General features: G+C 64.6%; 20 protein-coding genes. 3 read left to right on the top strand and 17 right to left on the bottom strand.

Translation table 11 applies throughout. From position 1 onward, the window contains the following. Positions 1 to 103: 103 nt before the first annotated feature. Together Q0030_RS23470 and Q0030_RS23465 are read right to left on the bottom strand one after the other, a co-directional pair. Complete coding sequence (locus Q0030_RS23470) at positions 104 to 1315, bottom strand: DUF2235 domain-containing protein (RefSeq protein WP_298372135.1); 1212 nt, start codon at positions 1313 to 1315, stop codon at positions 104 to 106. Between the two features lie 70 nt (positions 1316 to 1385). Beyond that, on the bottom strand, positions 1386 to 1655 hold the full coding sequence (locus Q0030_RS23465) for a hypothetical protein (RefSeq protein ID WP_298372133.1): 270 nt from the start codon (positions 1653 to 1655) through the stop codon (positions 1386 to 1388). On the opposite strand from Q0030_RS23465, the gene Q0030_RS23460 reads away from it, so the two are divergent. Beyond that, entirely contained in the window at positions 1647 to 2174 is a 528-nt protein-coding gene (locus Q0030_RS23460) for a hypothetical protein (RefSeq protein WP_298372132.1), read from the top strand. The two genes, Q0030_RS23465 and Q0030_RS23460, sit on opposite strands and share 9 nt — an antisense overlap. Before the next feature lie 18 nt (positions 2175 to 2192). On the opposite strand, the gene Q0030_RS23455 is transcribed toward Q0030_RS23460, so the two are convergent. The 10 genes from Q0030_RS23455 to Q0030_RS23410 all read right to left on the bottom strand — a co-directional run bounded on the left by Q0030_RS23455 (position 2193) and on the right by Q0030_RS23410 (position 11392). Further along, complete coding sequence (locus Q0030_RS23455; RefSeq protein ID WP_298372131.1) at positions 2193 to 3569, bottom strand: VWA domain-containing protein; 1377 nt, start codon at positions 3567 to 3569, stop codon at positions 2193 to 2195. 6 nt (positions 3570 to 3575) lie between these two features. After that, positions 3576 to 4523 carry a MoxR family ATPase gene (locus Q0030_RS23450; protein WP_298372130.1) on the bottom strand — a complete coding sequence of 316 codons (948 nt, stop codon included), beginning with the start codon at positions 4521 to 4523 and terminating at the stop codon, positions 3576 to 3578. A 323-nt stretch (positions 4524 to 4846) separates the two neighbouring features. Then, positions 4847 to 5167, bottom strand: a complete 321-nt coding sequence (locus tag Q0030_RS23445; RefSeq protein ID WP_298372129.1) for a hypothetical protein — start codon at positions 5165 to 5167, stop codon at positions 4847 to 4849. Positions 5168 to 5341: 174 nt separating this feature from the next. Continuing rightward, on the bottom strand, positions 5342 to 5977 hold the full coding sequence (locus Q0030_RS23440) for an HAD-IA family hydrolase (protein WP_298372453.1): 636 nt from the start codon (positions 5975 to 5977) through the stop codon (positions 5342 to 5344). 167 nt (positions 5978 to 6144) lie between these two features. After that, positions 6145 to 6831 carry an isoprenylcysteine carboxylmethyltransferase family protein gene (locus Q0030_RS23435; RefSeq protein ID WP_298372127.1) on the bottom strand — a complete coding sequence of 229 codons (687 nt, stop codon included), beginning with the start codon at positions 6829 to 6831 and terminating at the stop codon, positions 6145 to 6147. 95 nt (positions 6832 to 6926) lie between these two features. Continuing rightward, the gene (locus Q0030_RS23430) at positions 6927 to 7268 is read right to left on the bottom strand and encodes a hypothetical protein (RefSeq protein WP_298372125.1); all 342 of its coding nucleotides are present in this window, start codon (positions 7266 to 7268) and stop codon (positions 6927 to 6929) included. A 36-nt stretch (positions 7269 to 7304) separates the two neighbouring features. Beyond that, the gene (locus tag Q0030_RS23425; RefSeq protein WP_298372124.1) at positions 7305 to 7484 is read right to left on the bottom strand and encodes a hypothetical protein; all 180 of its coding nucleotides are present in this window, start codon (positions 7482 to 7484) and stop codon (positions 7305 to 7307) included. A 57-nt stretch (positions 7485 to 7541) separates the two neighbouring features. Then, positions 7542 to 7736 (bottom strand): hypothetical protein, encoded by a 195-nt coding sequence (locus Q0030_RS23420; protein WP_050401861.1) that lies wholly within the window; start codon positions 7734 to 7736, stop codon positions 7542 to 7544. Between the two features lie 174 nt (positions 7737 to 7910). Continuing rightward, entirely contained in the window at positions 7911 to 10367 is a 2457-nt protein-coding gene (locus Q0030_RS23415; protein ID WP_298372120.1) for a S8 family serine peptidase, read from the bottom strand. A gap of 350 nt (positions 10368 to 10717) precedes the next feature. Then, positions 10718 to 11392 carry a response regulator transcription factor gene (locus Q0030_RS23410; RefSeq protein WP_298372118.1) on the bottom strand — a complete coding sequence of 225 codons (675 nt, stop codon included), beginning with the start codon at positions 11390 to 11392 and terminating at the stop codon, positions 10718 to 10720. A 435-nt stretch (positions 11393 to 11827) separates the two neighbouring features. Between Q0030_RS23410 and Q0030_RS23405 the strand changes: the two genes are divergently transcribed. After that, positions 11828 to 12589, top strand: coding sequence for a trypsin-like serine protease (locus Q0030_RS23405; RefSeq protein ID WP_298372116.1), 762 nt, complete (start codon positions 11828 to 11830; stop codon positions 12587 to 12589). Between the two features lie 99 nt (positions 12590 to 12688). Here the strand turns inward: Q0030_RS23405 and Q0030_RS23400 are convergent, their stop codons facing one another. The 3 genes from Q0030_RS23400 to Q0030_RS23390 all read right to left on the bottom strand — a co-directional run bounded on the left by Q0030_RS23400 (position 12689) and on the right by Q0030_RS23390 (position 18142). Then, on the bottom strand, positions 12689 to 14911 hold the full coding sequence (locus tag Q0030_RS23400) for an acetate--CoA ligase family protein (RefSeq protein WP_298372115.1): 2223 nt from the start codon (positions 14909 to 14911) through the stop codon (positions 12689 to 12691). A gap of 168 nt (positions 14912 to 15079) precedes the next feature. Further along, the gene (locus Q0030_RS23395; RefSeq protein ID WP_298372113.1) at positions 15080 to 15670 is read right to left on the bottom strand and encodes a class GN sortase; all 591 of its coding nucleotides are present in this window, start codon (positions 15668 to 15670) and stop codon (positions 15080 to 15082) included. 198 nt (positions 15671 to 15868) lie between these two features. Then, positions 15869 to 18142: a marine proteobacterial sortase target protein gene (locus Q0030_RS23390; RefSeq protein WP_298372111.1), complete on the bottom strand. Its 2274-nt coding sequence runs from the start codon at positions 18140 to 18142 to the stop codon at positions 15869 to 15871. A 199-nt stretch (positions 18143 to 18341) separates the two neighbouring features. On the opposite strand from Q0030_RS23390, the gene Q0030_RS23385 reads away from it, so the two are divergent. Further along, positions 18342 to 19106 (top strand): helix-turn-helix transcriptional regulator, encoded by a 765-nt coding sequence (locus Q0030_RS23385; protein ID WP_298372108.1) that lies wholly within the window; start codon positions 18342 to 18344, stop codon positions 19104 to 19106. Between the two features lie 283 nt (positions 19107 to 19389). On the opposite strand, the gene Q0030_RS23380 is transcribed toward Q0030_RS23385, so the two are convergent. Together Q0030_RS23380 and Q0030_RS23375 are read right to left on the bottom strand one after the other, a co-directional pair. Then, positions 19390 to 20610: an ABC transporter substrate-binding protein gene (locus Q0030_RS23380; protein WP_298372105.1), complete on the bottom strand. Its 1221-nt coding sequence runs from the start codon at positions 20608 to 20610 to the stop codon at positions 19390 to 19392. Between the two features lie 127 nt (positions 20611 to 20737). After that, the gene (locus Q0030_RS23375; protein WP_298372102.1) at positions 20738 to 22279 is read right to left on the bottom strand and encodes a long-chain fatty acid--CoA ligase; all 1542 of its coding nucleotides are present in this window, start codon (positions 22277 to 22279) and stop codon (positions 20738 to 20740) included. Positions 22280 to 22476: the final 197 nt, after the last annotated feature.

Below are 22476 nucleotides of genomic sequence, written 5' to 3'. Positions count from 1 at the left end.
TCAGCCGCTAGCGGATCAAGGCTGCGATCGACGGGCGCTTTCGAGCGAAGTGGATGCCGGCTCGCGTGAAGAAAACGCGTCGAAGTAAGGAGCCCTCGCGCTGTCAGGCCGGTGGCGCCGGAGGCGGCGTCATTGGCTCGACCTTGTAGGTCTTCGGCAGGTTGATCGGCCGGTAGGTCGGATCCTTGTCCATGCGCTCAACCACCGAGCTATGGATGGTCGCGCCTTCCGGTATAGGCCGCGGCTCGCCGCGCGGCAGGTAGAAGCCGAGGAAGGACTTCCGCTCCGGCCATTCCTTCCATTTGTCGCTCTTCGGAATCCATTCCAGGATTTCCCAGGCGGCGGTGAGCGAATTGTGCAGCGGCGCGGTCGCGCTCGGCGGCACGTAGTCGAACTTGTGCGGCGGCAGCGGCATCCCCCAGGCGAGATGATCGATCAGTGCCGGATCCATGTGCAGCCCGGCGGCCCTGGCCTGCTCGAGCATCCAGATCAGCGGAAATTTTGACGGCCCGCTCTGGTCCTCGGAATAGCCGCCGCCGACGTCGGAGTGCACGCCGGCGAACCAGACCTGGCGAATGTCCTGGTCCACCTCCGTTGCCGGATCGAACGGATCGGAGCGGAACTTCTGCGGCTCGATCCAGCGGTTGAGGCGGAACATGCGCCTGCGTTCGTCGATCGAGATCGCCTGGCGGAAGCGTTTGACGCTGGAGTTGGTGCGGGTGAACAGCAGCGTCTGGATGTCGAACAGGAAGTTGTCCTGCCGCGGCACGATGATCGAGGCGACGGTGTCCCAGACTCCGACGAACTCGATGTCGATGTTGCGCCCGCCGGCGATCTGGCTGAAGTGCCAGACTTCCTTCAACGGGGCAGGGTCAAACGTCCCGTCGAACTTCTGGGCATCGGAGCTGGCTTTCTTGTAGGTGCCGAAGGCGTAGCTGGCGAGGTCGAGCTGGTCGACCGGCAACAGGCCCATCGCATGGACGAAGGCCGCCAGCGTGCGCACAGTATAGGCGCCGCGGCTGAAACCGAACATCCAGACCCGGTCGCCGGGTTCCCACAGCCGGCACAAAAACTGGTAGGCGCCAAGCGTGTCCTCGTCGAGACCGGCGCCGAAGGCCAGCCCGAAAAGGCCGCGCACCTCCTGCTTGAAGCGGCCCCAGCTGTTCTGCAGGCCGATCGTGCCGAGACCCGGATGATAGTAGATGCGCTGCCGGTCGTCCTTGTCGGAGACACGAAACAGCTTCAGCACGTTGGAAATATTGGCGCCGATCTCGTTGCCGGTGCCGTCGCAACAAATCACAATATCCTTCGGCATCCGTTGCCCCGCGGCCGCCGTGAAAATTCGCGATCTCAATGTACGGCAGAACACGGGGAAGATTCAATCTTCAATTGAAGACGATTCTGTGTACGCGGCATGAACGCCGATTGTCGTTCCGGAGTCTGCGGCCGGCATCGGGCGCGCGTGCGCGCTCCAACCAGCGATCCGCAGAATTCAATTGCAACACTTTGGAAAAGGTGGAAATCTCGCCGCCAGTCATTGCGGTATTGCGTCGATATTTCTGCCCTTCAGGGATTTCGCCGGTGCGCGCGATCATCTTGCCTACTGCTTTCCGTAGCTTCCACACCATGGACAGGAATGGATCGGCATGAGCCACCAAGCTCTCGTGACGGTCATTCTCGCGGGATTGGTGGTGAGTGCGTTCGGACTGTTCTGGTGGGTCGGCGGCTACTCCGATCGCGTTTTCGTGGGCAGATTCCGGACTCGCTTTCCAGAGAAGACGCTGAGCTACACCGGCGATCAACTCGGCGAGCTGGTGCAATCCGATCTGCGGATGAAGTATGTCTTCCCGATCCTGTTCCCGCTCGATCTCATCGTCATGCTGGCGCTGGCGGGCGCGATGGGCGCGGCGTCATCATATTGGCTCAACCAGATCCATCCGACTGCAGCGTGGCTCGGCCTGGTCGTGCCGGCGGTGTATCTGCTGAGCGACCTGATCGAGGATTGCCTGCTGGCCTGGCTGTTGCTGCACGGCGATCCGCATGCGGCGGCGCGTTCCGTCTCGATCCTGAAGGCGATCACGACGATCAAGCTCGTCAGTGTCTCCGCGTCGATCGCGCTGACGCTGGTTGCGTTAGTCGGGTGGTTGCTCCACAGCGAGTCGCTTGCGATATAGCAGTCCAGACTGCTCGGCCTACTGATACGTCGCCACGATGTCGGAGACGGCGCGCTCGAGCTGCTGGGCGGTCGCGCATTGGCGCACCACGGTGCAGAAGGTCGCGTAGCGCGGCATCTCGGAATCGCCAAAACCCCAGACCATGCGGCCTTCGGGATTGAGCCACACCAGCCGCTTCGAGCGCTCGCCGATGCGGCGCAGGATGTCGGCGCGCGGATCGAGATTGTTGCTGCGGGCGTCGCCGAGCACGATCACCGTGGTCTGCGGCGTGATCGCGCTCATCCAATTGTCCTCGAAATCGGAGAAGGAATTGCCGTAGTCGGACGAGCCGAAGCCGACCTTCGACATGATCTCCTTCATCGCCTCTTCCGGCGAATTGGATTCCAGGATGTCGCTGACCTCGATCAGGTGGCCCGAGAAGGCGAACGAGCGGACGTCGTCGACCACCTCGTGCAGGCTGTGGATCAGGAGCAGGAAGAAGTCCGAGACTCGGGCGACCGAACCCGAAACGTCGCAGAGCGCTATGATCTTCGGCCGGTCGCGATGCTTGCGTTTCCACGCGGTGAGGAACGGCACGCCGCCCCAGGCCGCGTTTCGCCGCAGCGTGCGGCGGACGTCGAGATGGCCGCGACGCTGGCGCTTGCGCGGTTTGGAATAGCGCTCGCGCAGCCGGCGCGCGATCTGGCGAATCAGCGTGCGCATCTGCTCGACCTGACGCGGCTCGATCCGCGCCAGCGGCGCATTGCGCAGGATCTCGTTGCGCAGGTTTTCGGTCTCTTCGCGGCCGTAGAGCAGCAAGGCTTGGGAGACCGTGTCGCGAACCGTGCCGCGCAGGCCGTTGAGCGCCTCCTGCAGCCGCTCGGCGAGCGCCGGATTGCGTGTGGTCTGTTCGTCGATGTCGTCGCGCAGGCGCTGGATGCCCATCGCATCGAGGATGCGGGTCTGGAAGATGCCGCGCTGGGTGAAGTAGCGGATGTCCGGCAGCGAGGCGGCGCCGGAAGCGTTGGCGATCGCCGTCGATATCGCGGCGCGATCCTGCGACAGCAGCATCTGCGCCAGCGGCCCGACATTCTCGTTGGCAGCGCCGCCCGCCGTATCGCCGTGCTCTTCGGCCGACGGGTTGGCGCTGGATTCGCCGTTGTCCTCGGTCTTGTCCCGCTCGGCGCTTTCCTGCTGCGGCTCGGGCTGGCTGAAGAACAGGTCAAAGCATTCGCCGAGCGAGCGCTTCTCGTCCTGCGTCTTGGCAAGCGTCAGCAGGAACGTGTCGCGCAGGATGTCGCGGTCGGCAAAACCGACCTGGGCGACCGCCCGCATCGCATCGATGCTTTCGGCAGGCGAGACCCGGACCCCGGCTCCCCGCGCCGCACGAAAGAAGCGATGCAGGTTCTCGCGCATCTTGATCTAGCTGAACACGCCTTGGCGCGACGCCTTGGCGATGAAGGACGATATCTGCGGCGTCGCGGCCTCGATGTCGGCCTCGTATTTCAGGAGCACGTTGAGCGTGTCCTTGACGATCTCGTGGTCTAGCTCGCCGGCTTGTAGCAGCACCAGCACGCGCGCCCAATCGATCGCCTCGCTGACCGAAGGCAGCTTCTTCAGGTCCAGCGAGCGGATCTCGTGGATGAAGCCGACCATCTGCTTGCGCAGCGTCTGCGAGATGCCCGGCACCCGGCTCTCGACGATGCGCTCTTCCAGCCTCTGCTCCGGAAAGCCGATATGCAGATGCAGGCAGCGCCGCTTCAAGGCATCGCCGAGATCGCGTTCGCTGTTCGAGGTCAGGATCACGGTCGGTGGCGCCACCGCGGAGACGGTGCCGAGCTCGGGGATCGTGACCTGGAAGTCCGAGAGGATTTCCAGCAGCAGCGATTCGAATTCGGCATCCGACTTGTCGATCTCGTCGATCAGCAGCACGCAGCCGGCCGGCTGCTCCAGCGCCTGCAACAGCGGCCGCGGCTCGACGAATTCCTTGGAGAAGAACACGTCGCCGAAGGTGTGGAGCTGGTCGAGCGCCGCGGCCAGCGACTGCGCGCCGCCGAGCACCTCGCCGAGCTTGTCCTTCAGGATCTGGGTGTAGAGCAGCTGCTTGGCGTATTTCCACTCGTACAGCGCCTTGGCCTCGTCGAGGCCCTCGTAGCACTGCAGGCGGATCATCTTCAAGCCGCGCCAGGCGGCGATCGCCTTCGCAAGCTCGGTCTTGCCGACGCCGGCAGGGCCTTCGACCAGGATCGGCTTCTCGATCTGCTGCGACAGATAAACCGCCGTCGCGATCTGCCGGCTCGCAATATAGCCTTGCGCGGCGAGGCCGCTTTCCACGGCCTCGATCGAGGCGGTGGGCCTGGTGTCAGCCACGAGGATCAGCTCCGAATTTGCCTTGAACTCGGACCTGTTCTGCTCCCGTTGCGGGCAAAGCACAAGGCTCGTTTGGCCCGCAAAGGCATGGGGTAAAGGCTGGGCTTAGCGCATGGTTCCGGGGTATTCCGCCGAGCGCAATACGGAAGGAGCGTAGCCCGGATGAAGCGAAGCGCAATCCGGGAAGGTCTTTCCGCGGATAGTCCGTCCCGGATTTCGCGGAGCCTGTCATCGGGCGCGCGTTCGCGCGACCCGTTGGCTTCATCCGGGCTACAGACTTCGATCGTGGCGAGCACCCAACCTTGGAGTTGCGTCGGTCGAAGTCAGCCCGCGCAGCTCTTCACGAAATCCTTGCGCTGCGGGCCGACGATCTTCTGGTCGATCGCCTGCTTCAGGCAGTCGAGATGCGCTTGCGCCATGCAGAGCTGCATCTGGTCATGCCGCTCCTGACCCTTCAGCGCCTTCGCCGCGCTCTGGCAGGCCGCGCGCTTGGCACCGGGGACGGGCACTGCCGCCGACGTGCTCGCTTGCGCTGGAGCCGCCGCCGGCGCTGCCGGTGCGGGGGCTGCGGTTGATTGCGCGAACGCTGCGACCGAGACCAGCAGCGAACCAGCCGAGACCAGGGCGACGATGAGATGCTTCATGGGATGTGCCTCCGCGGGCATGATCCGGAGAAGCGATGTCGGCTTTTCCGGAACGTCATGCTCAGACCAGGAATGGGATCACGATGCGATTTCATGGTCGCGCCGTGACCCAAGGGGAGGTTGAGAATTAGAGACTGCCGCCTGAATGCGGAGTGAATATGCCGCGAGGCTGCTTCACCTCAGCGTGAGGCCGGTCGCGGCTTCGAGCTCGGAGATCGCCTGCGCGGCGTTCGCAACCTTGATCGTGGTCATGCCCATCTCGCGCGCCGGCTTCAGGTTGACGCCGAGATCGTCGAGATAGACGCAGTTGTTCGGGTTCACCTGCAGCGTCTCCACCATCATCTGGTAGATGCGCGGATCGGGCTTGCGCAGTCCGATCTTCGCGGACTCGATGACATGGTCGAACAGCGCCATCACTTCCGCGACATAGAGCGTGCGTCCGCTGTGGCTGCCGATTGCGTTCGACGGCAGATTGTTGGTGATGCAGCCGGTCTTGAATTTCGCCTTGATGCGCTTCAGCGCCTCGACCATTTCGGGGCGCAGGTCGCCGGAGAGCAGCGGCAGCACGTCCTTGCCGCGCACCTCGGCGCCGAGCGCCTTCGATTCCGTGGCGAACAATTCGTCGAACGCGTCGATCCCGATCTCGGCGCGCTCGAACTTGGCCCAGGCGTTCTCGAGATGGTTGGCGGCGTTGGTGCGGCGGATGATGTCGATCGGCAGGCCGCGCTCGGTCTCGTAGCGCGCAAACGCCTCGAACGGCGAGGTGGTCAAGACGCCGCCGAAATCCCAGATCACCGCCTCGATCTTCAAAGTCTCGATCATCAATACCCTGCCCGTTGCAAAGCGGCGGCTTCGCCTCGGGTCGTCCGGCCGTTTTGGCCGAAGACAGGGAAACGCGCGTTCAGCCTTCTTTATTGGAATTGCCGCCGATCAGGCAAGCCGCCAGTTCGCGGCAAACTCCGCCATACGGAACGGGCTCACCAGACCATCGGAACCAGGCGGTAACGCACGCGCCCGAGATATTCGGCATAGCCGTCGAGTTCGGCGGCGAGCATCCGCTCCTCCATCATGGACCTCAGGCCGAGCAGCGCCGCCATCACCGGCACGATGGCAAGGCCATACCAGGATCCGAGCAGCAGCGGGGTGCCGATATAGGTCAACAGGCCGCTGGCATAGATCGGGTGGCGCACATAGGCGTATGGCCCCGTGGTCACCGCAGCATGGCCGCGCTCGCGCTGCATCTTGACGACGAGCGCGGCATAGCTGTTCTCCCGGTAAGTCCGGTAGACGATGTAGAACGACGCCACGATCAGCACCGCGCCGGCGCATTGCAGCCAGGAAGGGACGAGCGATGTCTGATAGCGGATTGCGTCGAGCGCCATCAGCGGCAGCCATATCAGCCACAAGAGCGGCATGATCGATGTGATGACGCGATCCCACCCGACCTGGCCGCGTAACGTGCGCCGCTCAGCCAGCAGACCCGGATCGTGCCTCGCGAGCCATGCCTCGGTGATCAGCCCGCCGATCGTGATCTCGAGCAGAAACGTCCAGCCGCCGGCCCATCGCATGGTGCCGGCCGCGAGAAACAGGAGTGTCCCGAGGCCCACAAACGTGCAGGCGGCGCGGCGCGGATTGATGCGAGGGGGATTGCCGTTCTGGTTCATGTCTCTCTCCGGCGGGCGGCAACGGCCGCGCCGCCGGATCGGGCGGACCGTTGCATGGGTGGCAGATCGAAGCGCCGCTCAGTGCGTAGACCTGGTTACGGTCTGCGGGTCCAGTTTCGCGCCTGCCCGGAATAGACCTTGCTTGGCAACGCGCGGGCCGTGGGATCGAGCAGGATCTTCATCGCGGTGTTGAGCCGCTCCTCCGAACGCGGCGAGCCGTCATGGCGCATCTGCTGCGGAGCACCGGGGCCCTGCGGCGGCGCCATGTAGGCCGACGTTGTCGGTGGGGCGGGCGTGGTGGCGATCTTCGGACGGGCGACAATAGCTGCCTCCAGCGGGCGCCGCGCGTCGGCAATGCTTGATGCTGCGGATGGTGTTTCCGCCGACGGCGGAGAAGCTGTGCTGTCGGATCCGGATTTGCGGGGCGGTCTTGCCATGGCATCGGCTCCATAGGTTCGGTGATGACGACGATCTCAGGATTTCTCTTCGTCGGATGTCGTGCGTTTGGCGATGATTGGGTTGCGATCGCTGATCGCGGCGAGCAGCGAGGCGTGGCTCACGACGGACCCCACGACGATCTTGCCGGAGGGCTCGATCCGGCGACCGTTCTGCTGCTGTTGCTGTGGACTCCTGGCGGTGGATTTCTGCATCATGTCGGCCTCCTCGAGGGTGGGGTGGGGCCCGACAGCGTCGGGCCCCACGTTTGGCGATCAGATCCCGAGTACGCCGCCGAGGGCGGGCAGGGCCACCTTCGCGATGCCGCCGAGGATATCGCCCCAGTCCTGCGGGTTGACCGACCCATTGGTCGCCACTTCAGCAATCCGCTTCGGACCGCGCTCGATGCCCTCACACTGGATCGGGCTACGCACGCTGCCGAAGGTCTCAAAGTCGTTCCTTGCGTACATGTTCAGCTCCTTCTTTCGGTTTGAATTGACGGCAACACCAGGAGGTGAGCACCGACCGGGGCAGCCGTCGCTGGACGTCGCCCAGGGGATCGCTCATCGCGTCGATCCCCTGGACCACGTGACGCTAATTCGCGCCACGTTCTGATCTCCTCCGGACGCAGAGGAGCAATCGCGTCAATAGACCTGCCACTGCCGCAGCGGTCCGACCGCCACCGGCACCACGTCGCTCACGTCGATCGTGTACTGATAGACTTCGCGCGCCTGGGTCAGGACCTGCGTCGGGTTGAAGAAGCGGTAGGTCACGTCGTGACATTCCGAGTCCGGCCGGCAGATGACGCTTTGGTCGACTTCGACGGTGTCGAGCCGCAAGCCCTTCTTGGCGGCGTCAATGAAGATCTTCCGCGTGTTGTAGGCATTCATCGCGGAATAGTTCAGCGCGCGGTCCTGCGGGGAGAGACCGACATTGCGGAACTCGTTGTAGATCCGCTCGAGGAAGCCTTCCGCGCCGTCCGGCCAGGGGAGAGGCCCGAACAGCGTGAACAGATCCCATTGGTAGAAGCCGCGCCAATCGGTCACCAGCGTCGGCACGACGGTGCCGTTGAGCAGCTTGGTCGTGTTGGTGCTGTCGACCCAGCCGGCCATCGAGACCCGCGCGACGCCGCCGCGCGGCGGGAATGCCGGAGGCGTCGTCGGTCGCGCATCGGCGTCGGCGGCGGCCGCCGTCGCCGTCACCACGGTGCGGGTCGTCGCGGGATCGTCGTGCGAAACCTCCTGATGCCACAGCGCCAGGATCAGCGCGGCGAAGAACCCGAGACCGAATACGTCGAGCGGCTTGATCGCATAGATCGGAATCGAATCGATCGTCATCGTCCAGGTGATGGCGTCGGCGTCCGGGAAGTTGTTGCCGGCGCCGGCCGGCGTCGCGGTCTCGCCTTCGGCCTGGTTCAGCAGATAGCGCGCCATGATCGCCGGATTGTACGGCGCCGAGGTATCGCCGGAGTGGTCGCGCTCGGGCCCGAAGGCTGGATCGCCGCGGCCGATCAGGCTGTCGCGCCAGTTGGCGATCGCCTGCACGAAGTAATCGAGGCGGGCTTCCTTGCCGAAATCGTAGAACAGCCGGCCGATCGGGAAGGCGAGCTGACCGGTGGACTCGGCCGTCGCGCCCCGTGGACGCATGCCGCCGCCACAGCCGCAGCTCTTCTCGCCGCTGGTTCGAACCGCGGGCGCCTCGTACATCGGCAGCGCCTGGGGCGTTGCGACGGCAAGCGCATTGCTCGGCATCAGCGCGGGCAGCTGCTGCGGCTGCAGCCAGGTTTGCGGCACCATGCCGGCCGTCGGCATCGCCATCTGCGGCATCATCATCGGCGGCATGACCATCTGCGGTGCCGGTGCCGGCATCCAGACCATGTCGCCGCCCGCATGGGGGGCGTGATACGGATAGGGCGCGGGTGCCGCGATCGGTGCGGCGGCGACACCGTGATCAACAGCGACGGCCATGGCCGCAGGTGCCGCCGACGCGGCGGGCTGCGCCTCGCTTGGCATGATCCCGGCGCTGCTTCGCAGGACCGAGCCGTCCGGCCCGAAGATGCGTGGAGCCGATGGTGCAGGCATTGCTGATAGATCTCCCATGGAACCCTCTCTGGTTGCAGTTGGCTGAGCGGCGGATGACGGTTGGACGAAAGGGCGCGCGAACACTCGCCAGAAGCGGGGAGGCGCGGCCGTGGCACCCGACGGCATGACGGCGTCCGCCTGCTCGCCAAGCAGGGCGGCGACAGCCGCGGGAATGTCGAGCCGTCCGGCGAGACAGCGCGAGGCGCTGCCGTCGTTGACGCAGGGCACCGCGCTTTCGAGCAGCGCGGCACGGACGGCTTGCGGATTGGCCTTGCGTCCGTTCTGGCGCAGGCATGAGAGCAGCAGCGCGACGACGCCGGTGACGATCGGGGCCGCGTAACTCGTTCCGGAACGCAGGCTGACATTGCGGACCGGCGAGGCGCCGGCGATGTTGTCGCCCGGCGCGAGGATGCCGTTCTCGAGATAGGCATCGCCGAAATTGCTGAACGGCAGCGGATTGCCGGCCAGATCGCACGCGCCGACCGCAAGCACCGAAGCGAGGCTGCCGGGCACCTGGACGCAGCGGCAGCCGTCGTTGCCGGCTGCCGCGACGATCAGCTTGCCGGCGCGTTCGCAGGCGCGCACCGCGTCGAGCAGAATGCGCTCGGCCTGTCCGGTCGCGGATTGCTGGCCGCTGCTGATGTTGATGATGTCGGCGCCGACCGCCAGCGCCTGGTTGATCGCGAGCGCCAACGTGCTTTGCGAGGATGGCTCGATCTGCCCGGCGGCATTCTCGCGATAGATCGAGAACACGGTGGCGCTGCAGTTCGGCGCGACGCCAAACACCGGGCTGTCGGGCGTGCCCATCAGCACGCTCGTGACATGGGTGCCGTGCTCGGACTGGATCATCGATGAAGACGGCGCGACGAACTCGCCGCCCATGGCGACGCGCGCCTGCCTGAGCGAAGGATGGGTGAGGTCGACGGGACCGTCGATGATCGCGATCTTCACCGCGGGGTCGCCACCCGACGTTCTCTGCCACAAGGCGGCCAGACCAGTGATGTCGGCAACTGGATTCATGAAATCGATCCTGGCCTGTCTGCTGCGAAATCGTGCAGCCGATCCGTCTTCCATGGCAATCTGCGACCGCGCAGCGAACGAAAAGAGCGGCATGTCGCTGCGTTGGTGCTGTTGTGGCAGGTGTGCTGCGAAAGGCCTATTCGCCACGGTGGACCAGAAAGGATCGGGCCGATGATACGGATCGACCGATCCATGAGATCGATGTTGCGCCTCGAAAGATCGATCAAAGGATTTAGTCGGGATCGATCGCACGGCGTGGTACGCACGCATGCGTGCAAAGCCGCGCGGATCTGCGCACCAACGCGTGCGCGCGTTGCGGTCCGTCGAATGCGGAATTCAGATCGCTGGTGTCAGTCGAGCTCGTGGCGGCGATCGAGAGCCGGCGCAGATGATGCGATCCACGGCGCTTCGCGGACCCGCCGCATCGCCTGCGCCCGGCGCGGCAGGCCGAGCTTCTGCAGCACGTGATGGACGTGATGCTTGACGGTAGCAAGACTGAGATTGAGATCGCGCGCGATCTCCTTGTTCGACATGCCTTGCCCGATGAGCTTGAGAACCTCGCCTTCGCGGCGCGTCAGGCCCTGGTCCGCATCGATCGTATCCGTCTGACGCTCCATGCAAAACAGCGCGCGCAGCAAGCCGCCGGAAATCTCGGCGCTGCAGGCAAGCCGCCCCGATGCCACGTCCGACAGTGCACGGCACAGCTCGTCGAAACTGGCATTCCGGGAAATGTAGCCGCTGAACCCGGCCCGGCCGCAGCGGACCACGTCGCGCCGGTCCTCGTTGAGGCCGAGCGCCACCAGCGCGATCTCCGCATGCTCGCTCGCAATCACGCGCACCTCGTCAAGATCTATGCCCTGCGTGACGTCGATCAGAATGACACTCACACTGCTGGTCTCGAGGGTCGCGCGCAGGCCGGCAAGGTCGGCGACCGCCGCCTCGACGGCAAACTCGGCGTGGTTCTGGAAACTCGAGGTGAGCCCCTCGCTGAACAGCCTGATCGGCGTGACGACCGCGATCCTCATGATTATCCTCGAACTCAACGAAATGGCGGATGGAAAGCCGTCAGTAGGTCGACGGCACCGGCATCCAGAAAGTCATGAAGGTAAGTATGCGGCGCGCTGCCAGAGGTTGTATTGTTGTCAGATCAAAATTACGGCGTCGATGCGCGCCGGATCAAGAGATGCAGTTCACATTAGAGCATCGTCGCGAATTGCGCAGCCCCCGATCTGATGTGTTGCATATCGCGACAAGACGATAACGGGGTGCGTGCGCGCGATGGCGATGCAGGAAATCTGAAGGCGACTTCAACGCCGTAGTCATCGACGGCTAGATATTTAGATAATTGACGCGTGTGGGCGCGGATGCTCTGTACAACATTGCGTGTTCGGAGATGTGGCGTGAGCGACGCAATGCCGCGCCTCGCATGTGCTTAGGTTCAGGCAGATCGACAGGGTTCCATGACGAGATTGATTCGAGCGACAGCCTTTCTGACCCTGTTGGTGGCAACGCCGGCCTTCGCGATCGTCGGCGGTGGCGCGCCGTCGACCGATGGCGTCGCGCGCGCCGTCGTCACCATCGTCGGCTCACGTGGTAATTTCTGCACCGGTGCGCTGATCGCACCGAAGGTGGTGTTGACCGCGGCGCATTGCGTGCAGCCCGGTGCCGACTACAAGATCGTCGACTATGGGCCGGACCGGCAACCGAAGCTGCAGGACGTCAAGACGGTTGCGATCCATCCCGGCTTTCGGATGCAGGCGATGACCAATCATGTGGCGACCGCCGATGTCGCGCTGCTGCAGCTTGCGGTCCCAGCCGCAGGCAAGGCACCGGCCGTGCTGGGCATGCCCAACATTCCGATCCAGGTCGGCGGCCGCTTCACCGTCGCGGGCGTCGGTGTCACCGTGCGCGGCGATGGCAAAAGCGGCGGCAGCATTCGCGTCGCCGGCCTGATCGCGAGCGGCAAGCCCGGCACGCTGCAGATCCGTCTGGTCGATCCGGTCGGGCAGGGCGTGCGCGACGGGCTCGGCGCCTGCACCGGCGATTCCGGTGCACCGGTGTTCGAGGACAAGCAAGGTGGGCCAGTCATCGTCGGCGTCGTGAGCTGGTCCACCGGCCCGAACGGCACCGCCGGCTGCGGCGGCATCACCGGGGTGACGCCGCTCACGCTCTATCGCGACTGGGTGATGCAGACCGCGCTGCAGTGGGGCGCGAGCTTTTGACAACGGTTGTCATTGCCGGGCTTGACCCGGCAATCCATCTGGAAATGACTTGCTGCTGAAGATGGATGCGCGGGTCAAGCCCGCGCATGACGATTGAACCTAATGTCCCGCTGCCTTGTTCGCAGCGGCGTTGTTCAGCACGATCAGGCCGTCGACGGCGAGGCCGAGCTTGCTGTTGATCAGGAACGGATTGACGTCGATCGAGGCGATGCGGCCGTTGGCGTCGGCCATCAGGTTGGAGAGCCCGACCAGCGCCTTCACCGCCGATGCCTCGTGCAGCGCGGGCTTGCCGCGATAGCCCTTCAGCTTGACGCCGGCCTTGGTCTTGGCGATCAGCTCTTTCGCTTCAGTGGCATCGAGCGGCGCGCCAGCAAGGGCAACGTCCTTCATCAGCTCGATATCGACGCCGCCGGTGCCGAACAGCACCACGGGGCCCATCTCTGCATCGAGCGAGGCGCCGACCACGAGCTCGAGGTCGGCCTTGACCTGTTGCGCAATCAGGATGCCCTCGAGCTTCGGCTTGCCCTTCAGCTTCTTCACCCGCGCGGTGATGTCGTTGAACGCCTTCTTCACCTCGGCGGCGTTGGCAAGGTTCAGCACCACGCCGCCGATGTCCGACTTGTGCAGGATATCGGGGCTGACAACTTTCGCGACCACCGGGAAGCCGATCGCCTTGGCGATCTTCACCGCCTCCGCCGCGGTCTGCGCGACGTCTTCCTTCGAGATCGGGATGCCGTAGGCCTTGAGCAGCTGCTTCGAGGCGACCTCGTCGAGCGCGGCGGCGCCGTTGGCGGCCTTCAGCGTCTTCTCCAGCACCGCGCGTGCGGACGCCTTCGAGCTCGACACGATGTCGGGCACTTCCTTGCGCAGGCCGGCATATTCGATCAGCGACTTGATCGCGCCGACCGCGCGGTCGAGGCCCTGCATGACTGCGATATCGGGCAGGGACTTGCGCAGTCCCTTGGTGAACTCGGTGAAGCCGATCGACATCGCGCTGATATAGATCACCGGCTTGTTGGCCTGGCCCGCCATCTCGTTGACGATCTTCAGATTGCGCTCGCGCAGCTCATGCGGCGCCTTCGGCAGCTCGGCATCGATGATGACGATGTCGGTGTCGGGATCGTCGATCATGATCTTGATCGACTTCATGTAGACGGAGGGGTCGACCACCGCGGCGAAGCCGGCGTCGAGCGGATTGCCGACGATGCTGCCGGGGCCGAGCATCTTCGCCAATTGCTCCGATGCATTCGGGCTCAGCGGCGCGAAATTCAGGCCGGCGGAATAGAACGCGTCGATCAGCAGCCCGCGCTTGCCGCCCGACAGCGACACCGCGGCGAGGCGGTTGCCCTTCGGCGGATCGGCATGGACGAAACACTCGGTGGTCTCGATCAATTCATCCAGCCCGCGCACGCGGATCACGCCTTCGCGGGTCGAGATCGCATCGAATGTCTCGATCGAACCGGCGAGCGCGCCGGTATGCGCCATCGCGGCGGCGCGGCCGCCTTCGGAGGCGCCGAGCTTGAGCGCGATCACAGGCTTGCCCGCAGCGCGCGCAGCCTTGCAGGCTTCGCGGAACACTTTTGTGTTCCTGACGCCTTCGAGATAGACCACGATGACGCGGATGCTCGGATCGGCGGCGAAATAGCTCATCAGGTCCGGGGTCTCGAGCCCGGATTCATTGCCGGTCGTGACCATGTAGCCGACACCGACGCCGCGATCCTCCAGCGCCTGGCGGATCGCCATCACGATCGCGCCGGATTGGCCGGCGATCGCCACCGCGCCGGGCTCCATGGTGACGATGCGGTCGTCGATATTGGTGAACAGATGCTCGCCGGCGCTGAGATTGCCGAGGCAATTTGGACCGGTGACCGCAAGTCCTGTCTCCTTGATCGCCTGCTTCAGCTCCTCCGCGAGCCGCTGGCTCTCTTCATTCTGCAGTTCGCTGAAACCGGATGTCACGATGGTTGCCGAGCGGGCGCCGGCGGCGGCCGCGTCGCGGATCACCTGCACGGCGAATCGCGCCGGCACCAGCACCAGCACATGGTCCGGCTTTTCGGGAAGGCTGGCGAAATCCTTGTAGCAGGTGACGCCCCAGATGGTTTCGCGCTTGGCGTTGATCGGAAACAGGCCGCCGGCATATTGGTATTTGATGAGGTTGTTCCAGATCCGTTCGGCGTAGTTGCCGGGCTTGTCGGTGGCGCCGACCAGCACGATGTTGCGCGGGTGCAGCATCGCATGGATGCTCTTGACGATGTCGCTGGCGTCAGCGGGCGGTGCCCATTTGCGGGACGAATGTGACGCGGTGCCTGCGAAAGCTTCCATGGAGCCTGCCCTTATCCTTGTTCTACTTGTTTCCTCTGGCCCACGGCGGATCACCGCAGAACGTGATTTTTCATTGTTTTTATGGCCGATGGAAGGGGGTAGCAACTCACGCTGCTGCAAGTCAGGGCATCGCTTGCAATATCCCGGCAGGCGCAAAATCGATGCGGATCAGGAACCCGATTCGAGCGGGCTCGAATCCGGGTCGATCATGGTCGCGTGCAACAGATAACGCTCGGGGCCGGATGTCAGCGCGTCAAACGGCCAGCAGGTCGACAGCACCAGTTCATACCGGTCGGTGAGCGGATCGATGCCGGATTGATCGAAGCGGACGACCGCGCTGCGATCGGCCCGGTAGCGAAACATCCTGCCGTCGCTTCTCGTGACGTCGATCTCGTCGCCGATCGTGACATCTTTCAGAAACCGGAAATGGGTGTCGCGATGCGCGGAATAGACCGCGGTGCCCGGCTCGCCGGCATCGACGCTCTGCTCGACATGGCCGGGACCGAACGCCAGCGCCTGACCGCTGCTGCCGGCCAGCACGATCGCGGAAGCATGCAGGCGCTTCACCTCGATCCGCGCGACCGGCCAGGTATCGGCCCAGCGCCACGGCTTCACGGGATGTCCGGTTGTGATGCTCTGCGCGAAGGCGCGCTCCAGCAGCACCTGCGCAAGCAGCGCCTTGGCGCGGATATAGGCGCCCTGGCCGAACAAGATCAGGCCGATGAGGGCGAAGGCGAGCGGCGGGATCAGGCGGCGCATATTTAGCAATCCTTGTCATTGCGAGGAGCGAAGCGACGAAGCAATCCATCTTTCCCCGCGTGGTGACATGGATTGCTTCGCTTCGCTCGCAATGACGGTTGAGAGAAGTGGCGCGCGCGGCCCCCGGGGGGACGGGTGAGAAGGCCGCGCGCGCTCTTGAAAGAGGAGGTCGGGGGTACCTCCTCCTTTCATCCGACGTCAGTGGGACGACGTCTGACGCCGGTTGAACACCAGAAGCAGAAGGCTGACCGTGAGCAGGATCACACCCGCGATCATCTTCAATTCGGCATCGGTCGCAGTCTTCGGCAGCTGGATCGTGCCGGGACCTTGCGTCGCGACCGGTGACCGCTTCAGCGCGGCGAGCTGCACCTTGCCGTCGCCTGCGTCAGCGCGCCGCTCGCCCGGCACGGCCGGCAGACTCGGACGCTCGCCGAACACCTTTGCGAAATCCCAGCCCGCGGGCAGGTTGAGCGGCAGCTCAGAGAGTTTGAGCGGTTCGCCTTCGGGACGGCTCGGCGTCTTGTCGACCGCAACGAGGCTGGTCAGCCGCGTCACAAGCTGATGCTCCAGCGCCAGCGCAAGGATGGTCTTGTCGGCATCCTCCGGGCTCTCCTGCCGCGTGGTGCGCGCAACCTCGGCATCCGCGATCTTGCGGCGCGCCCACAGTTTCGACAGGCCCTTGCCTTCGGCGGCATTCGCAAGCGGCAGCGTCACGCTCCACGGACGATCACCGATGCGGCCCTTGATCTCGACCGAGCCGGCGAGCTTGTCGAGCTTCGCGGCCAGCACCAGCGGCTCGTCGCGGTAGACGTCGGGCAGCGCCGACGGTGTCAGGTCGGCGATGGCGTCGGAGAATTTCGCGGACAGGTTGGTCACCGCGGGATTCTCCAGCTTGGCAAACAGGTCGCGCATGCGCTCGTCGACCTGCTCGACCGAGCCGATATGGGTGAAGGTGCCGCGGCCGAGCTCGGCGGCGCGCGTCATCAAATAGGTGTTCGGTGCCGAGCCGATGCCGACCATGAAGATCCGTGAGCGGCCGCGCAGCGCGTTGATGGTCTCGAACAATTGCTGCTCGTTGCCGATGGCGCCGTCGGTCAGGAACACGACCTGCCGGACATGGTCGGCGTCGTCATGGTTGGTGTCAGAGAGAGCAGCGCGCATTGCCGGCACCATCTCGGTGCCGCCGCGCGCCTGCAATGCGCTGACGAACGACGTCGCGTTCCGGAGATTGTCGCTGGTTGCGGCGACCGGCGCCGGGAACAGCGTGTCCATGGTGTCGTCGAAGCGGATCACGTTGAAGCGATCGGTTGGTTGCAGGCGGCCGAGCGCATAGATGAGGCTCGCCTTGGCCTGGATGATCGAGGTGCCGCCCATCGAGCCGGAATTGTCGATCACGAAGATCACTTCGCGCGGCAGGGCCTTCTGTTGTGCCTGCTCGACCGATGGCGGGGTGACGAAGGCCAGCAGATAGTCGGAATTGCCGACACGCTCGCGGAACAGCCCGACGGACGGTGCCTTCTCGGCGGCCGGCTTCCAGGTCAGCTCGAAATCGCGATCGGCCGGCACCGGGCCTTCGGCGAGCTTGACGACGCGCGTGGTGCTGTCGGGGCTCTCGATCCTGACCTGGTGGAAATGGCTCTTCACGTCGCCGAGCGCGAAGCCGGCGTTGAGGCGCACCGTGATGTTGGTCGGATTGACCGGGCCATTCGTCGCAGGATCGAGCACTTCGGAGGTGATGCGATCGCGGTCCGGAACGGGATCGGTCGTGGTGGCGCCCCAGCCGCTGCCATCGGCGCGGAGGTCGACACTCTGCACCACCGGACGCGGATTGTAGCGCGGCCCGACCACCATCGGCACCCGCAGCGAGAATTCGTTGCCGTTCTGCTGAACCGGCTCCTGATACTCGATCTGCACCAGCACGGTTTCACCGGGACCGATATTGGCCACCGAGTTGGTGAAGATGTTCGGCCGCTCCTGTTCGGTGAGCGCGGCCTTCTGGCCGTTCTGCTTGGCCTGCTCGTAGATCGCGCGGGCCTGCTGCCGCTCCTTGATGTCGCCGACCACGATGCGGTCGCCGACCACCATCTTCAGCGTGTCGACCGCACCGCCGGCCGGCAGCGGATAGACATAGGTCGCTTCCACCCAGTCCTTGGTCGGGTTGCGGAAGATCTGCGTGACGCGGGCGCGGACCGTCGGACCGGACACGGTGAGATCGACATCAATGCCGAGCCTGGTTGCGTCGGCATAGCCGTCGTCGGTCTTGAACAGCAGCGAGCCGGACCGCGCATCTGATGGCCGCAGCACCGCCTGTTGCGGCAACTCGGCCGACCACACCGGATCAAAACTCACGAACAGCGCCGCAAAGCCGATCGCCAGCGCGGCGACACCTTCCACCAGGAAGAACAGCACAATGCGCATCCTGCGCGACAGGCGGATCTGCGGGCTGCTCTCACATGCATCGTAAATCGTCATTTTCGTCACTCCCGAGCGAGGCTTTCGCTGCCTCGCGATCATGGAGAACGGCGGTTTTGGCGCGAGCAGAATGATCGGCAATGATTGGCCGCCGCCCGGCGCGGCCCGCCGCCGGTCGGGGCGGGTTTGTGCGGTTTTGTGATGGATTGTCCGGTCTGCTAGACTGGACGGAATCAAGGGGAACTGGGCAGGAATCAGGATGCCGACGCCTGACAAGCAGCTTTCGGCCGAGCAGAGCCAGCAGGTCGCGGAGACCATCCGCGAGGAAATCGCGCGCCGCCGCATCTCGCGGCAGACGCTGGCCGAGCAGGCCAAGCTCAGCCTGTCGACACTGGAGAAGGTGCTCGGCGGCCGCCGCCCGTTCACGCTGGCGACCACCGTGCGGCTCGAGCAGGCGCTCGGCGTGTCCTTGCGCAAGGTGCCGGAGGCGATCGCGGTAGCCGCGCCTGCCAATGGCGGGATCGCACCCGACAGCCTCGGGTCCTATTCGCGCCGCTCGGTGGCGCGGATCGAGGGGACTTACATCACGGTGCGCCCGTCGTTCGGCGAGCAGGGTGCGGTCTATGCCTATCGGACGGAGATCACCTGGGACGATGCGGCATCAGCGCTCGGCTTTCGCGAGGGCGAGCGCCAGGATGCCGATTACACCCAGTATGGCGAGGTGGCGGTGCCCAATGAATCGGGCTTCGTCTATCTCGTGACCAACAGGCATGGCCAGCATCGCGTGATCACGGTCTCGCGCCCGCGCAACACCGGCGAGATGTACGGCATCATCACGACGCTGCTCGCCGGCCGCGGCTCGCTGCTGACGCCGGTCGCCGCGCCGATCGCATTCCTGCCGGTGAAGAACGTGCCGAAGCCGAGCCTCGGCCGGGTGTCGGCCGACGATGCCAACTACGCCCTCTATCGCGAGCATCTGCGTCGCACGATCGACGAGCCGTTTGCGATCTTTTTGCCGGGATAGCGTCGGCAAAAATTTGCCCCGTCATCCCCGCGCAAAGGCTTCGCCTTTGTCGCTGGAGGTGCGAGCGGAGCGAGCCTCGAAGGATGCACGGCCGCCATCCGGGCCGTCGACCCTTCGAGACGCGCGCAAGGGCGCGCTCCTCAGGGTGACGGTGATAGAGACGCGCACCACCCAGCTTGCTTTGACCTCACGTCAATTCGCTTTTGCGAACACCTGCAAAACAACGAAGCCGCCCGAATGGGCGGCTTCGCGATGGCTGATGTTTGGTCGTCCCAGCGTAGCACTAGCCGCCGGTCTCGGCGCTGATGATGTCGCCGAACAGCTCCCACTGTCCGTTCTTGAACTGCATCATCTTGAGCTGCTCGACCGGCGCGAAGTCGGTCGCGCTGGTGTTGATCCGGATGCCGGGGATCAGCGTGTCGGGCGTGAAGTCCTTCAGGCTGGCGGCCTGCTTCATCACGTTCTCACGCGTCAGGTTGTCGCCGGCCTGCTTCAGCACCTGCACCATGGTCTGCGCTGCGGCGTAGCCATAGACCAGGTTGGCGTCGGACAAATTGGCGCCCGGCATGTACTTCTCGGCGAAGGCCTTGAACTTCTTCATGCCCTCGTCATTCTTCCACTGCGGATCGGACGCGTCCTTCAGATAGCCGGCCGACAGCACGCCTTCGGATGCTTCGAGGCCGGCGGGCTTCATGACGGCGCCGATCGAGATCGAGACGTCGGTCATCACGTGCATCGGCTTCCAGCCGAGCTCGGCGATCTTCTTGATCGCCTGCGCGGCGAATTTCGGCGTCGAGATGTTGACGAACACGTCGGCGCCGGTGTCCTTCAGCTTGACGATGTGGGAATCGATCGACGGCTCTGTTGTCTCGTAGCTTTCCTCAGCGACGATCTTGACGCTCGATTTGTCGAGCACCTCTTTCAGGCCGACCAGGTAGTCCTTGCCGAAATCGTCATTGGCATAGAAGATCACGACCTTGGCATCCGGCTTAGCCTTGAGGATGTACTTGCCGAAGATCCGCGCCTCGACGCGATAGCTCGGCTGGAAGCCCATGGTCCACGGGAAATCCTTCGGATCGTTCCACTTGCTGGCGCCGGTGGCGAGGAAGAGCTGCGGCACCTTCTTGGCGTTGTGATACTTCTGCACCGCGGTCTGGGTCGGCGTGCCCAGCGCGTTGAACACCAGGAACACCTCGTCGCTCTCGATCAGCTTGCGGATCTGCTCGACGGTCTTCGGCGGCGAGTAGCCGTCGTCGTAGGAGATCCAGTTGATCTTGCGGCCGTTGATGCCGCCCTGATCGTTGATCATCTTGAAATAGGCTTCTTCGGTCTTGCCGATGACGCCGTAGGCGGAAGCGGGACCGCTATAGGCCTCGACATTGCCGATCTTGATCTCGGTGTCGGAGGCGCCGGTGTCATACTTCTTTTGTGCAAAGGCGGCCTGGGTGGAAAGCAGGCAGAGCGCCGCGGCGGCGGCCAGCAGCGACAGTTTTGTGGTTTTCATAAAAGCAATTTCCTCGAGCTATTCTGGTTGGGGACTGACGCAACGAACCCGCAGCCGGTCCCGGCAGACGGTTGCGGGCAACACTTCTCTCGACACGGCCGGGGAGACGCGACGCGCGTCCCCGGGATCATGCGGCAGTATCGGTTGGCTTCGGCTGGCTGAATTGCTGCCGGAGCGTCGGCTTATGAATTTTGCCTGTCGCATTTCGCGGCAGGGCATCGATGAATTCGATCAGGCGCGGGCACTTGAACCGCGCCAGATTCGCCTGGCAATGCGCGTGGATCTCGGCCGGCGTCAGCGAATGGCCCGGCTTCACGGCGATCACGGCCATCCCGACCTCGCCCCATTGCTCGTTCGGGATGCCGATGACGGCGGCCTCGGCCACGGCGGCCAATTGATGCAGCACGCTCTCGACCTCGGCCGGATAGACGTTCTCGCCACCGGAGATGTACATGTCCTTCCAGCGGTCGACGATATAATAGAAGCCCTCCTCGTCGATCCGGGTGGCGTCGCCGGTGTGCAGCCAGCCGTCGGTGAAGGAGGAGGCGTTGGCGTCCGGCCGGTTCCAGTAGCCCGGCGTGATGTTCGGACCCTTGACCCAGAGTTCGCCGAGCTCACCGACCGCGGCCTCGCTCCCGTCGGGCCGCACGATCCTGACCTCGGTGTGCAGCACCGGCTTGCCGGACGAACCGGCCTTGCGCGCGGCATCCTCGCGGTCGAGCACCATCACCGCCGGCGAGGTCTCGGTCATGCCATAGCCCTGCTGCAGCGCCACGCCGCGCGCCTCCCAGGTCTTGAGCAGCGGCACCGGCATCGGCGCACCGCCAACGCCGCCAATCATCAGGCGGCTGAAATCCGCCGCCGCAAAGGACGGATGCTGCGCCATGAACTGGTAGATCGCGGGTACGCCGAAGAACACGTTGATGCCTTGCGCGGGATCGCCGATCAGCTTCAGCGCCTCGCCGGGATCGAACGCGCGCATGATCAGCACGGTGCCGCCGGCATGCAGCACCGGGTTGGTGTAGCAATTCAGCCCGCCGGTGTGGAACAGCGGCAGCACCGTCAGCAGCACGGAGGCCGGCGAGATATAGGCGGGGCCGCCGAGATTGACGCAATTCCGGAACGTCATCCCATGCGTGATGATCGCGCCCTTGGGCTGGCCCGTGGTGCCCGAGGTGTACATGATGGTGGAGATGTCATCGAGCGTGACCTCCTCGAACCGTTCGAGCGGCTTGGCCGCCGCGATGCCGGCCTCGTAGGCACCGCCGGGCCCGAGCCGCACAGTCGATGCGACATCGCAGAGCTTGGCGACCGCAAGCGCCGTGTCGGCGAGGTCGTCGTCATGAATCATCACCTTGGGCGAAGCGTCGCCGGTGATATAGCGCAGCTCGGGGACGGTGAGGCGGGTGTTGAGCGGCAGGAAGACCGCGCCGATCCGGAAGCAGGCGAACTGCACCTCCAGCGTATCCGTGGTGTTCAGCGCCAGCACCGCGACTCGGTCGCCGCTGGCAACCTTCAGCTCGTCGCGCAGGTAGCCGGCGAGCCGGGACACGCGGGTGTCGAGCTCCGCATAGCTAAAGCGGCGACCGCTTGCGAGATCGACAAGCGCCATCTTGTCCGGCGTGCGCCGGCGATGATGCGCGATCCAGTCGTAATAACGAACCGGCAAATTTCCCTCCTCTGGAACGGCAGTCTTGCGCCGCCTGTTCCTGGCTCGATTGATGCCATGAACTGGCAGTGGAGGGGGCGTATCGGGATACTGTCTTGCGTTTAGTGGCTGGCGGGAGGCTAGATGGAAACCCGATCCGGCGGACAGCCACTCGACGCAAGTGAACAGGGAAAAATCCGGACATCGTCGCAGGCGGG

This window comes from uncultured Bradyrhizobium sp. (genome assembly GCF_947648125.1).
In the GTDB taxonomy this organism is placed as follows: domain Bacteria; phylum Pseudomonadota; class Alphaproteobacteria; order Rhizobiales; family Xanthobacteraceae; genus Bradyrhizobium.
Note: the sequence above shows the minus strand (reverse complement) of the source record. Positions and strands in the feature narration are given on the sequence as shown.